This is a genomic window from Nocardia sp. NPDC004568 (genome assembly GCF_040609955.1).
Taxonomy (GTDB): Bacteria; Actinomycetota; Actinomycetes; order Mycobacteriales; family Mycobacteriaceae; genus Nocardia.
In genome coordinates this window covers 20,514-32,364 of sequence record NZ_JBEXLL010000039.1, presented here as the reverse complement: position 1 = coordinate 32,364, position 11,851 = coordinate 20,514, and the positions used below count along the sequence as shown (strand labels likewise).

The window sequence follows — 11,851 nt, the reverse complement described above, 5'->3', positions numbered from 1 at the left end:
GAGCCCACACCCGCCTTCAGGGGCAGCCCACCTCACGCGCCCAGCGCGACCCTCACGTAGTGGATCGCCGCGTCCCCGTCCAAACCCAGCCGCCGGATCGTCGCCACGTACTCCGAGGCCGCCCGCCCTGCCGCGTCGGCGGTGGGATCGCCGGAGGAGGCGATGAACGAGCCCAGCCGGCCGCGGGTTTCCAGGACTCCGTCCTGTTCCAGTTCGCGGTAGGCGCGGGCCACCGTATTGGGGGCCAGGCCCAGCTGGGCGGCCAGGGCCCGCACCGTGGGGATCTTGGTGCCCGCGGCCAGTTCACCCGCGCGGACCCGGGCGAGGACGGCGAGCCGCAATTGTTCGTACGGCGGGACGCCCGAATCGTGTGACACCGTGATCTCGAGCATGGCTCGTTCTTACCGCATCCGGCCGGATCTCATAGCGGATCCCGGGCAAGCGGGCAGGACAGACAGCGCGGTCCACCGCGGCCCGAGCCGAGTTCCGAACCGGGTATGCGCAGTACTTCGATACCGGAATCCTCCAGCCGCGCATTGGTCATCTCGTTGCGTTCGTAGGCGACGACGACACCCGGGCTCAGCGCGAGGGTGTTGTTCCCGTCGTCCCACTGTTCGCGTTCGGCGGTGACCCCGTCGAGCCCGGTGTCGATCACGCGTAGTTTGTCGATTCCCATGGCGGCCGCGGCGGCGGGCAGGAAGGGTTCCGGGCCGGTGACGACGTAGTCCTCGGAGGCGTCGTCCCGGTTGATCGTGTAGGCGGTCAGGGTTTCGCGGACTCCCGGGTACATCACCACGGCGTCGGTGTCGACCATCGTGCACACGGTGTCGAGGTGCATGGTGGCGCGGTTCTGCGCGATCGGGACCACCAGCACCGTACGCGCCAGCCGGTCGTCGAACAGGCTGCGCGCCAGCGCTTCCGCGCCGGCCGGTGAGGTTCGCTCGCCCACGCCGACCGCCACCACTCCGGGCGCCAGCAGCAGCACGTCGCCGCCTTCGATGGGCGCGGTATGTGATTCGTAGGCCCGGCGTACTCCGAGAAAGCGCGGGTGGAAAGCGTAGATCAGGTCGGTGAGAGAGGTTTCCCGGGCGCGGGCCGGGAGGGCCAGGGCGGTGATGGCGACCTTGGGTCCGACCCAGAACGAGGAATCGCGGGTGAACAGCAGGTTCGGCAGCGGGTCGATGACGAAGTCACCGCCGTGATGCATCCGGCGGACCAGTGAGGTGTTGTCGGCGGCGAAGGGCAGTTCGTCGAAGGTCATCCCCGCCATGAGGATTCGCGCCAGGTCGGCGGCCGGCACCCCGCGCAGGTATCCGGACAGATCGTCGGCGAGGGCGTGCCCTAGCCGGCGGGCGTGCACGGCGGCGGAGATGCCCTGGATGCGGGCGGCGCCGCTCACTTCGAGAGTTTCGGCGAGCACATCGGCCAGCAACGCGACCTCGACTCCGCGGTCGCGCAGGACCTGGGCGAAAGTGTCGTGTTCCTGCTGCGCGCGCTCCACCCAGGGGATTCCGTCGAACAGCAACTGGTCGTTGTTGCGCGGAGTGAGGCGGCGCAACTCGTCACCGGGGCGGTGCAGCAGTACCGCGCGCAACGTGCCGACTTCGCTGGTCACCCCGTAGCCGGCGGGAGAAGGCCGGTTCTCGTCGCGGGCCCGGGCGGCGGATGTCGGATCGGATACGGCATCTGGTCCCATGTCCCGACACTAGTGCGCGAGCGCGTGGTGGGCACGGCGACGGCCACCCGTTCGCGGAGCAGTTGCCCCGATTCGGCCACGGCCTCCAGCAACCTGAAGTATTGTTCAGATAAAGGAGGAGTATCGATGCCGACAGCGGATTGGACAACCAGGGAGCTGACCCCGGGCCAGCTTTCCGAGCGTAGCGGAGTAGCCGTGTCCGCGTTGCATTTCTACGAACGCGAAGGCTTGATCTCCAGCCGCCGGACCAGCGGAAATCAGCGGCGCTACACCCGCGAGACGCTGCGCCGGGTGGCATTCATCCGGATCTCGCAACGGGTCGGCATCCCACTGAGCGATATCCGGGCCGCCCTGGACCGTTTGCCGGAAGGTCGCACGCCCACCCGGCGCGACTGGGAGACCTTGTCCACCGCGTGGCGTGAGGATCTGGACGAGCGGATAACCCAGCTGGTCCGGCTGCGCGACAATCTGACCGGATGCATCGGCTGCGGCTGCCTGTCCCTGGGTAGCTGCAAACTGGTGAACGAGAACGACCGGCTGGGCGCCGAGGGTCCGGGCGCGCGCGTACTGGACGTGCACCTGAACTGCCCGGAGTACAGCTGCGACGACGTGCTCAGCGCGGTGCCGGAGAGTCCGGACTCGTTGTGTTCTCCGCTGGCCGATCCCGATTCACCGACTGCTTCAGCGTGCTGAACTGCAGATTGGCCTGCCGCATCAGCAGTTCGTAGGGGAAGGCGAGCTTGCGCTTCCACCAGTATCCGAACCGGATATCGAACGAGCTGTACACCAGGAACCGATTGCGTTCGATGCCCTTCAGGATCACCGCGGCGACCTTCTCCGGCGCCACCGCGTGCCGGGTGAACAGCGAGGTGACCCGCTGCACCCGTGGATGCTCCTTGTCCACGCCGACCAGGTCGAAGGAGCGCACCAGCGGGGTGGCGACCGCGCCCGGGGTCACCACATGCACCGAGATGCCGTGCTCGGCCAGTTCGAAGCGCAATACCTCGGACAATCCGCGCAGTCCGTACTTGCTGGCGCTGTAGGCGGCATGCCACGGCAGCGCCAGCAGACCGGCCGCCGACGATACGTTCACCAGCGCGCCACCCCGACCGGCGCGCACCATGGGTGGCACGAATCGTTCGATCACATTGATCGGACCCAGCAGGTTGATATCGATCATCCGTCGCCAGTGCCCGATCTCCAGACTGTCGACGGTGCCCCAGACCGAGGTCCCGGCCACATTCATCACCACATCGAGACTGCCGACCTTCTCGTGCACGGTCGCCGCGAAGTCGGCGACGGCGTCGTAATCCGAGATATCGAACGCCTCGGCGACGAGCACCGTGCCACCGGATCGTTCGATCTCGGCGACGGTATCCGCGAGCCCGTCGGCATCGATATCGGTGAGCACCAACTGCGCCCCGCGGGCCGCCGACGCCAGCGCGGTCGCCCGGCCGATACCGCTGGCCGCGCCGGTGATCAATGTTTTCGCGTTCCGCACCGATTTCCTGCGGTCGACCCGCCCCATGCTGCCACTCCCGATCGTCCGACTGCGCTGTCGGCAGCAGCCTACCGATCCGGGGACGGGCGGGCACGGTGGAAACGTCCGGTCGGGCGGGCTACCGCTACAGCAGTGGGCTTACGAGCGCCCGGACCAGCCCCGCGGCCGTCTCGCGCGAGGAGGCGGCCGAATGGGCGCCGCCGCTGTAGTAGTCCAGGAAGGCCTCCTGGAAACACGCGCCGACCAGAAGCGCGGCGACGGCGCCGGGGTCCGCGTCCGCGGCGATCCGGCCGAGTTCGCGCTCTACCGCGAGATAAGCCGCGAAGGCGCCGACCGCCTTCTCCGGACCGGCACCGTGTTCGGCCATGGCGGCGCGATGGGCCGCCATCCGCCGCGGGTCGGCGAGCAACGCGCCCAGCATGGGAATCGACTGCCGATAGAAGTCGAGTGTCACACAGGCCAGTTCGGTGAGATTCTCCGTCATCTCGCCCTGACCCGGGACGATATCCGCCCGCGCGGGACCGGGCAGCCGCTCCCGGAGCACCGCCAGCAGCAGTTTTTCCTTGTCACCGAAATACTTGTAGAGCGTCGGCTCCGAGACCCCGGTGTGCTGCGCGATCTCCTTCGTGGTCGCGTGCACGACGCCCCGGGTCCGCAGGATGTCCGCGGCCGCGTCCAGGATCCGCTCGCGCGTGTTCATCTCGGTCTCCTCAGTGCGCGCTTGACAGGTTAGTGCACACTAGCCCATGCTGGTGGTTAGTGGTTACTAACCAGACTCTTCCTGGAGGTTCGGTAATGCGTCTCGGTGACTTCGACGCCACGGGTGGCACCGGCGGCCATCTGATACAGCAGGCCCGCGCCGGCGGGCACCGAGCCCGGACGGCGGTTCGCGATACCGCCGGCCCGGATCGTCCCGGTCTCGACGTGCGCACCAGCGCGGCGCCGGCCCCCGACGCGACCTTCCGCACCGCGCTCGGCGAGCCCGCCGCCATCGGGGACTCGATCTTCCGGGGGTACTGATATGCGACCCCGGAGCACCCGCGCACGGCTGCTGCTCGCTCTCACCGTCACGCTCGCCGCCATCCTCGGCGCCGCGGGCACAGTCGGTTATCTGACCTTCGTGCGATCCCCGGCCGACTCGCCGGCCCAGGCCTGCGCCGGTGGGAAGCCCAGCGACGACCGGCCCGTCGTCGTGGCGGCCGGGGCCAGCACGACCCGCGGCACCCTCGGCGCCGACTGGGTCGGCGCGCTCCGGCGGGAGTTCGCCGGTCACCGGATCGTCAACGCCGGGGTGAACGGGAACACCAGCGCGGATCTGCTCGACCGCCTCGACACCGATGTCCTGGCCTGCCGGCCGGACGCAGTCGTCGTCCTGGTGGGTACCAACGACGTTCGCGCCGACGTCGCCCTGGACACCTACCGCGACAACCTCACCGCGATCGCGGACCGCGTCACCGCCGCGGGCACGACCCGGGTGGCGTTGATGTCGCTCCCCCCGCTCGGCGAGGACCCCGCGGACGAGATCAACCGCCGGCTGGCCGGATACAACCGGATCATTGCCGAAACCGCCGCCCGCACCGGCACCGACTACCTGCCGCTGCACGAGCGGATCGCCGGACTCGTCCGGCAACACGGCGACCCGAGCGCGCGCTACGACTTCGGCTTCGGCCTCGCGTTCACCGCGGCCGCGCAGCACTACCTGTTCGGGCGCAGCTGGGATCAGGTCGCACACAGCCGCGGCTCGGAGCTGTTCGTCGACAGCATCCACCTCAGCGACCGCAGCGGCGCCGAGGTGGCCGACCTGGCGGCGAACTGGCTGGCGACCGCGCCGCGCCGGTGATGTCACCGCCCGGACAGCCTGGCAGGCGGCGCGGTGCGTGTCACAGATCCCAGGGGTCCAGACCGAACTCGGGGACCGTGTGATCGAGGTTCGCGAGACGCTTCACCGACGCCGCCAGGGCTTCCCGGTTCGCGTGGTTCGGATGATCGTTGAAGGCCATCGAGATGTCGTAGTGATCGCTGGCCAGCCGATGGGCGATGGCGGTTCGGGTGGCGCGGCCGACCGAGTTCCATTCGTCCGCACTGATATTGGCCCGCAGGGCGCGGTCGGAATCCCAGTGCTGCTCGACCCGTGCGATGAACTCGTGGTCGAGCACCGCGCCGGGATCCGGCGCCAGTGTATGCCGGGACAGACTGTCGGCGTCGGCCACCGCCTGTGCCGCGAACGCCGCCTGCGCGTCGGTTCCGGCGTGGTTCATCACCGCATTACCGGAGGCGACGGCCTTCTGCAGGGGGCCGAAGCCGTACAGATTACGCGATCTGGTCTCGTCCCGGACCGAACGGGCGCGCAGCGCCTGGTTCACGGCGCTGTGGCCGGCCCCCGCGTCCAGCAGCACAGCCGGCATGTGCTGATAGGGCACCCGGTTGTTGCCGAGGTACTTGATCGCGCGCGCGAGTCCCAGCTCGGTCTCGATCCCGCCCCAGGCGTCGGCTTCCCGCCGCGCCAGCAATCGCCAGTTCTGCCGGGCCAACGATGCCCATTCGTGCCCTTCCAACCGGCTCGCCGCGGTGGCCACGTTGACCCGGTCGCTGCGCATCTTCCCCAGGGCGAGCGGACTGAGCGGGTTGAGCGTACGCCCCGCGAGCCACGCGGTGAGCGGCGAGGAATTGATGGTGTTCAGGGCGGCGAGACTCGCGATCGCACTGACGCCCGAACCGCCCCCGGAACCGTTTCCGCCGCCGCCCATACCGAGCGCGGTACCGCCCGAGCCGCCGCGGGCGCCCTGGATCGCGAGCGAGAACCGGTTGGTCATCCAGTTCGAACCGCGGGTGAGCCCCTTGGCCAGCCGGCCGAACTGCAGGATCGCGACGATCTCCACGACCGCGGTGATGACGATGACCGCGAGCACCTGTCCGCGCGCCTGCTGGAACAGGTTGCCGAGGAACAGCAGGTACACCCCGATGAAAACGGTGTAGGCACACATCCGGGCCGCCGCGATACCCGTGTTCACCAGGTTGCGCACCAGGAACGTCTGGGTGGGCCCGAACACGAAACCACCCGCGGCGAATCCGAAGGTCGCCATGAATCCCTGCAGGATCGCGTCCAGCGCGGCCCGCATCAGCCGATAGGACAGCACCACCGCGAACAGGAGCAGTACGGCCGCCGAAACCAGCAGCAGCAGACCGGTGCCGATCCGACCCGGGCTCGGATGGGCGGCGGCCGCAGCCGCAGCGGTGTCCCCGCATGCCTCCAGGGCGCGCTGGGTCCGATCGGTGTCCCCGGTCCGCACCCCCGAGGACCACGCCGCGGCACACGAGGACTGGTTGTCCACGATATGGCCGAAGTTCCACACCTGCACCGGACGACGCGCGAAATTGTCGGCCATATCGCCCTGTAGCGTGCTCACCGCCAGGTCGGGGTTCCGGGTGGTGGACCCGTTCAGCCCCGACGCGACCGCCAAACCGACGTCGCGCCCTTGGGCGAGCACTCCGTCGGAGCCCAGGGCGGCGGCCAGCGGGTCGGCCAGGAACAGTGGACCCAGCACCGCCACGGCCAGCATCGTCACCGTCTGGATCACCGCGCGGGCGTGAAAACCTCGCGCGATGAACCACGCCACGAAGAAGGCGCCGATCGTCGCCGCGGTCATCAGGACGGCCGGTGTGGCGAGCTGGCCGGCCAGCGCGCCGGCGGTACCGCGCAGCGCGTCGGCGAACAGATCCAGCCAGGCGAAGCTCAGCGCGTAGCCGATGAACCAGATCGCGGTGGTCACGATGATCATGTAGCCGACGAATTCCAGACCCACGACGGTCCACACCACCGTGCCGCCGGGATCGAGCAGCCCGCCTTTGTCGCTGATATAGCTGTAATCGGCGAGCGCCACTCCGAAGGAGTCCCGGATATTCATCCAGGCCACCCCGTCGATTCGATTCGAACCGGTCGTGCCGTCCTGTGCCACGGCCACCGCGCCGAGGGCACCCGGTAGAGCGGTCAGCACAAAGAGGCCGGCAAGGCACCACAGGAGGCGGCGCCCCCAGCTCGCTGCCGTCCGCGGTACACCGCTCCCGCGCTCACCCCACAGGCGCATCGCCGTAGATCCGACTAGTGAGCTGCGCGTTTCGCGCGCTCGCCGGGCGCGGGCACGGCCCGCCGGTCTGGTCTGCCGATCATGCTGGCATTGGTATCGACGCCGAATGAAATTCAGCTGAACTGACAGTGGCGGATCAGGCCCACCGCGGTGAATTACGAAACAATACCTGGCAAAATCCCCAACCCTGAGAACAGGAGTAGAATGTCGAATTCAACTCGCAGAACCGGAATTCGGCGAATACAGCCGATTACTCTCGAATTGCCCGGCGGTGGCATCCGGAGAAATTCGCCCCATGGTAATGGGTCCGGATCGGACGGCAGGAACTCGGCCGATCCTATTGCCCCGCACTCGCGCGCCCGGGCCGCGTCGCCGGGCGCGGGCAACCGGCCGGCAGCGCCGTCGGTTGATAGCATGGCGGATCCAGCCGACCATTCGGTCGGCTTGCCGACCAGGACACATCTCGAAAGAGTCGTTCCATGCAGTTTGAATTCGTCGAGCGGGACGAGACGTGGGTCGCCGGACTTCCGGTACGCAGCCCCAAGCGCGCGCTCGGTGAGTTGTACGACCGCGACCTCGAAGGCGCCTGGGCGTCGGTACTGCATCACGAGCTGGGCGGTCCTCTCGCCACGGCGTACACGGATTATTCGACGGAGCTGGGCACCTACAACACTCAGATCGTCGGATACCAGTGCAGTTCGTTCGATGAGGTCACCCGTGGACATCTGGTCGCCCGCTTACCGCGCGGCACCTATGCGAAGTTCTCCTCGGTGGGTAACTTCCCACAGATCATGACCAGCCTGTGGACGCAGATCGCCTACGCCGAGGAACACCACCAGATCAACCGGACCTTCTCCGGTGATTTCGAGTTCTACCCGCACGCCTACAAGATCGATCTGTATCTGGCGGTCGAGGCCCGATGACCTACACGATCGTGGTGCGCGGCGAATCCGTGTACGCCGGACTCGTCTTCCCGAAGGTCCGGCCCAGCTTCAAGGTCAGCAACAGCGAGCTCATCGAGTTTCTCAAGGACCGGGTGCGCGAGCGACTGGACGCCGCCGCCGGCTCGGCCGACGGACAGCGGCCGATGTACACCGTGTACGTCCGGACACCGACCGGAACCTACAACGCACTGGTGTGTTTCGAGTACACCGACCCGGGCCTCGCCCCGGTCGGCGATGTACTGGTCCGGGTTCCGCGGGGCGTCTACGCCCGCTTCGTACCCAACGGCGACTACCACGACCCGGTCGAGGACGTCTGGGCCCAGGTCGACGACGCGACCGCCTCGGCGGAGATCACCCGCGCCTACCGCGAGGAGATCGAAATCTGGCACGGGTCGGAATCGGTGGAGCTGTTCATCTCCATCACCCCCTGACTCCGGACCGGAGTCGTTGCCAACCGGTAACCAACTCGGTACCAACCGGTCTGGTGGTAACAGCGCATACAAACTTGTTCCGGTTCGACCTGCGATAACGATCCCGCACCGAATCGGTTTCCGGAAGATTAACCAGAGTTCTGGTCAATTGTCCTCCGATGACGGATACTGCACTGGGCACGCCGACGAGCCGGGGCGTCGGTCGGGCTGCTGGACAACAAATCCCGCACGGCCCTCCCGGTCGTGCGGCGAAAGAGTAGGAACTGCATGACTGTCGAAGCGATCGCAGTCGGCCAGGAAGACCCGTGCCACGGCCGCACTCTGAGATTTCGCGACAACGTCTCCGGTTACGGCCTCCACGTGACCACCCCGGATCGCTCGCCCGGCCTGTGGCGCCGATACCTGGCGGGAGCGCGGGACACGTACCGCCACTTCGGCAACGAAGCCGCCTTGGACTACGACGGCGTCCTCGACGGGTTCTCGACGGCGCTGTTCTTCGCCGCCACCGACGCCGACGGCGAAGTGGTCGCCGGACTGCGCGTCCAAGGCCCCTACACCTGGGCGTCCGAGGTCGGCTCGCTCACCCCGTGGGCGGGCCGGCCGGGCGCGGCCGAACTGGGCCTGATGATGGCCCGGCGCATTCCGCGCGGCGTAGTGGAAAGCCGCGCGGTGTGGGTCGCCCGGGACGCGCCCCGGCGCAACGAACTGGCCGCGGCGATCTCGCGCTGCATGGCCCACGCGCCACGCCTGCTCAACGCGCGATACGGCTTCGCCACGGTCGCCTCCTTCACCACCGGGCGGCACCGGGCCAGCGGCGGCGTGGTGGCACAGTCGATCCCGCCGGTGCCCTACCCCGACGAGCGTTATCACACGCTGCCGATCTGGTGGGACACCCGGACCTATCACGTATTTGCTGATAAGTTGCAGTATCTGCTCATGCGTGGTGAACTTCGCGCTATGGGATTAGCTGAACCGCGATCACGGCGGTCGCATCGGCTGTTCGAACACGGTGGGGAGGAATGCTACGCATATGGTCGGTGAGGCAGATCTCGGGGTGGAATACCGGCCGCTGATCCTGGACCCGAGCGATCCCGACGACAAACGAGCCCTGGCGGGACTGCGCGCCACCCCGCATACCGAGTTCAACGATCTACGCGGCCTGCTGGCCGCGGAGTTCGGTCGGCTCAACGATCCACCGGATACCGGGGAGAGCGCGGTCGACGACCGCTGGGTGTACTACCCGTGGCGACGCAGCGTGCTCGTGCTACCCGGACCGCGGACCTTCCGCGCGATCCGCCTGGACCGCAACCGCAACAAGCTGACCCGCGCCGAACAAGACCGGCTGAGCACCGTGACGGTCGGGGTGGTGGGCCAGAGCGTCGGTCACGCCATCGCCTACACCCTGGCGCAGGAAGGCGTATGCGGTGGGCTGCGGCTCGCCGATTTCGACGAGCTCGAACTGTCCAACCTCAACCGGGTGCCCGCCACCCTGTTCGATATCGCGGTGAACAAGGCGATCGTCACCGCCCGGCGGATCGCCGAACTCGATCCGTACCTGCCCGTGGAGGTGCGCGGCGGCGGCGTGGACGCCGAAACCGCCGACGATTTCGTCGACGGACTGGGAATCGTTGTGGAGGAATGCGATTCCCTGGACATCAAACTGCTCATCCGGGAAGCGGCCCGGCGCCGCCGGCTGCCGCTGATCATGGAGACCAGCGACCGCGGTCTGCTCGATGTCGAGCGTTTCGACTTGGAACCGGACCGGGCCCCGTTCCACGGGCTGCTCGGCGATACCGGGGCCGAACAGCTGCGCGGCCTGTCCACCCGCGACAAGGCGCCCTACGTCGTCGGCCTGCTCGGCGCACGCGATCTGTCGGCCCGGATGGCCGGCAGCCTGGTGGAGGTCGGTGAGACCCTCAACAGCTGGCCGCAGCTCAGCGGCGACGTGGTGCTCGGGGCGGCCAGTGTCGCGACGGCGATCCGCCGGATCGGGCTGGGTCGGCCGCTGCGGTCGGGCCGTACCCGTGTCGATGTGGAGCAGGCGCTCGACGCGCTGGCCGACCCGGATATCGATACCGAGCACCCTCTCGCCGACCCCGAATCCGACGACCCCGCCGGGACCACGATCGACCGCATCCTGGTCTGCGCGCAACGCGCGCCCTCGGGCGGCAACATCCAGCCGTGGTCACTGCACGCCGGGCCGCGGGAGGTACAGATCGCGCTCGAGCCCCGCTACACCACCGCCATGGACATCGGCTACCGCGGCAGTGCCGTGGCGCTGGGCGCCGCCCTCTACAACGCCCGGGTCGCGGCCGCGGCCTACGACGTACTCGGCCCCCACGAATACCGCGAGGGCACCGAACCGGACTCCCCGCTCACCGCGGCGCTCCGGCATGGCAGCGACACCGACCCGGCGCTGGCGGCGGACTATCCGTACGCGCTCGCCCGGGAGACCAACCGCCGGCTCGGCTACGGCGGGCAGATCCCGGCGGGTGTCCTGGCCGGGCTCGCCGCGGCCGCGGCGGCCGAGGGGGCGAAGATGCGGGCCGTCGCCGATTCGCCGGGGATCCGCGCCCTGGCCGGTGTCCTGGCCGAATCGGACCGGATCCGCTACCTCACCCCGCTCCTGCATCGCGAGATGTTCGCGGAGATGCGCTGGCCCGGCGAGGACCTGACCGACGGTATCGACACCCGGTCGCTGGAACTGGCGCCCGATGAGCGGGTCGCCCTGCAGATCGGGCGACGCGCCGATGTGATGGCCCAATTGCACAGCTGGTCGGCGGGCGCGGCGCTGGGCGACTACGCCCGGGACAGGGTGCGCTCGAGTTCGGCCGTCGTGGCCCTCACCTTCACCCCCGATCCCGGCGCCGAGCCCGGCGCATTGACCGGTTACGCCCGTGCCGGGGCCGCGGTCCAGCGGCTGTGGATCCAGGCGCAGCGGTCCGGCCTGGCCGTCCAGCCGATGTCCCCCGTCTTCCTGTTTTCCCGATCCCGTACCGAACTGGATGCGCTCTCCCCGGCATACGCGGATAGACTGTCCACACTTCAGGGTCGTTTCCTGGAAATACTGGAAGTGCCGGAACAGGACAGCGTGGCGCTGGTACTACGCCTGAGTTACGCGGCAGCTGCCAGCGTGCGGAGCCGACGGCGCCCGGCACCGGGCGCGGACAGCCGCAGATAGTGTGATCGGAGAT

At 68.5% G+C, this 11,851-nt stretch carries 12 protein-coding genes; 7 read left to right on the top strand and 5 right to left on the bottom strand.

Annotated elements, in window-relative coordinates; translation table 11 throughout:
* Window positions 1-32: 32 nt before the first annotated feature.
* Window positions 33-392 (bottom strand): GntR family transcriptional regulator, encoded by a 360-nt coding sequence (locus ABZV91_RS18600; protein WP_355242894.1) that lies wholly within the window; start codon window positions 390-392, stop codon window positions 33-35.
* Between the two features lie 29 nt (window positions 393-421).
* Window positions 422-1,696: an arginine deiminase gene (gene arcA / locus ABZV91_RS18595; protein WP_355242891.1), complete on the bottom strand. Its 1,275-nt coding sequence runs from the start codon at window positions 1,694-1,696 to the stop codon at window positions 422-424.
* A gap of 126 nt (window positions 1,697-1,822) precedes the next feature.
* Between arcA and soxR the strand changes: the two genes are divergently transcribed.
* Entirely contained in the window at window positions 1,823-2,389 is a 567-nt protein-coding gene (soxR, locus tag ABZV91_RS18590) for a redox-sensitive transcriptional activator SoxR (RefSeq protein ID WP_355242888.1), read from the top strand.
* Here soxR and ABZV91_RS18585 read toward each other — a convergent pair.
* Together ABZV91_RS18585 and ABZV91_RS18580 are read right to left on the bottom strand one after the other, a co-directional pair.
* Window positions 2,310-3,224, bottom strand: coding sequence for an SDR family oxidoreductase (locus ABZV91_RS18585; RefSeq protein WP_355242885.1), 915 nt, complete (start codon window positions 3,222-3,224; stop codon window positions 2,310-2,312). The two genes, soxR and ABZV91_RS18585, sit on opposite strands and share 80 nt — an antisense overlap.
* 97 nt (window positions 3,225-3,321) lie before the next feature.
* Window positions 3,322-3,897 carry a TetR/AcrR family transcriptional regulator gene (locus ABZV91_RS18580; RefSeq protein WP_355242882.1) on the bottom strand — a complete coding sequence of 192 codons (576 nt, stop codon included), beginning with the start codon at window positions 3,895-3,897 and terminating at the stop codon, window positions 3,322-3,324.
* A gap of 95 nt (window positions 3,898-3,992) precedes the next feature.
* Between ABZV91_RS18580 and ABZV91_RS18575 the strand changes: the two genes are divergently transcribed.
* Window positions 3,993-4,217, top strand: a complete 225-nt coding sequence (locus ABZV91_RS18575) for a hypothetical protein (RefSeq protein ID WP_355242879.1) — start codon at window positions 3,993-3,995, stop codon at window positions 4,215-4,217.
* 1 nt (window position 4,218) lies between these two features.
* Window positions 4,219-5,037: a GDSL-type esterase/lipase family protein gene (locus ABZV91_RS18570; RefSeq protein ID WP_355242876.1), complete on the top strand. Its 819-nt coding sequence runs from the start codon at window positions 4,219-4,221 to the stop codon at window positions 5,035-5,037.
* 40 nt (window positions 5,038-5,077) lie between these two features.
* Here ABZV91_RS18570 and ABZV91_RS18565 read toward each other — a convergent pair whose 3' ends face one another.
* Window positions 5,078-7,159: a hypothetical protein gene (locus tag ABZV91_RS18565; RefSeq protein ID WP_355242873.1), complete on the bottom strand. Its 2,082-nt coding sequence runs from the start codon at window positions 7,157-7,159 to the stop codon at window positions 5,078-5,080.
* A 602-nt stretch (window positions 7,160-7,761) separates the two neighbouring features.
* On the opposite strand from ABZV91_RS18565, the gene ABZV91_RS18560 reads away from it, so the two are divergent.
* From ABZV91_RS18560 to ABZV91_RS18545, 4 genes are all read left to right on the top strand, one after another.
* The gene (locus ABZV91_RS18560) at window positions 7,762-8,205 is read left to right on the top strand and encodes a GyrI-like domain-containing protein (RefSeq protein WP_063061826.1); all 444 of its coding nucleotides are present in this window, start codon (window positions 7,762-7,764) and stop codon (window positions 8,203-8,205) included.
* Window positions 8,202-8,657: a GyrI-like domain-containing protein gene (locus tag ABZV91_RS18555; protein WP_355242870.1), complete on the top strand. Its 456-nt coding sequence runs from the start codon at window positions 8,202-8,204 to the stop codon at window positions 8,655-8,657. Before ABZV91_RS18560 ends, ABZV91_RS18555 begins: the two co-directional genes overlap by 4 nt.
* Before the next feature lie 267 nt (window positions 8,658-8,924).
* Entirely contained in the window at window positions 8,925-9,698 is a 774-nt protein-coding gene (locus tag ABZV91_RS18550) for a hypothetical protein (RefSeq protein ID WP_355242867.1), read from the top strand.
* Window positions 9,688-11,838, top strand: a complete 2,151-nt coding sequence (locus ABZV91_RS18545; protein WP_355242864.1) for an Rv1355c family protein — start codon at window positions 9,688-9,690, stop codon at window positions 11,836-11,838. The genes ABZV91_RS18550 and ABZV91_RS18545 overlap by 11 nt, the downstream gene beginning before the upstream one ends.
* The last annotated feature ends 13 nt before the right edge of the window (window positions 11,839-11,851 follow it).

Excerpts from the sequence above, each read along its gene's own strand:
- ABZV91_RS18570 (WP_355242876.1), top strand. The coding sequence starts at position 4,219 with ATGCGACCCCGGAGCACCCGCGCACGGCTGCTGCTCGCTCTCACCGTC.
- ABZV91_RS18575 (WP_355242879.1), top strand. The coding sequence starts at position 3,993 with ATGCGTCTCGGTGACTTCGACGCCACGGGTGGCACCGGCGGCCATCTG.
- arcA (WP_355242891.1), bottom strand. The coding sequence starts at position 1,696 with ATGGGACCAGATGCCGTATCCGATCCGACATCCGCCGCCCGGGCCCGC.
- soxR (WP_355242888.1), top strand. The coding sequence starts at position 1,823 with ATGCCGACAGCGGATTGGACAACCAGGGAGCTGACCCCGGGCCAGCTT.
- ABZV91_RS18560 (WP_063061826.1), top strand. The coding sequence starts at position 7,762 with ATGCAGTTTGAATTCGTCGAGCGGGACGAGACGTGGGTCGCCGGACTT.
- ABZV91_RS18555 (WP_355242870.1), top strand. The coding sequence starts at position 8,202 with ATGACCTACACGATCGTGGTGCGCGGCGAATCCGTGTACGCCGGACTC.
- ABZV91_RS18545 (WP_355242864.1), top strand. The coding sequence starts at position 9,688 with ATGGTCGGTGAGGCAGATCTCGGGGTGGAATACCGGCCGCTGATCCTG.
- ABZV91_RS18550 (WP_355242867.1), top strand. The coding sequence starts at position 8,925 with ATGACTGTCGAAGCGATCGCAGTCGGCCAGGAAGACCCGTGCCACGGC.
- ABZV91_RS18585 (WP_355242885.1), bottom strand. The coding sequence starts at position 3,224 with ATGGGGCGGGTCGACCGCAGGAAATCGGTGCGGAACGCGAAAACATTG.
- ABZV91_RS18600 (WP_355242894.1), bottom strand. The coding sequence starts at position 392 with ATGCTCGAGATCACGGTGTCACACGATTCGGGCGTCCCGCCGTACGAA.
- ABZV91_RS18580 (WP_355242882.1), bottom strand. The coding sequence starts at position 3,897 with ATGAACACGCGCGAGCGGATCCTGGACGCGGCCGCGGACATCCTGCGG.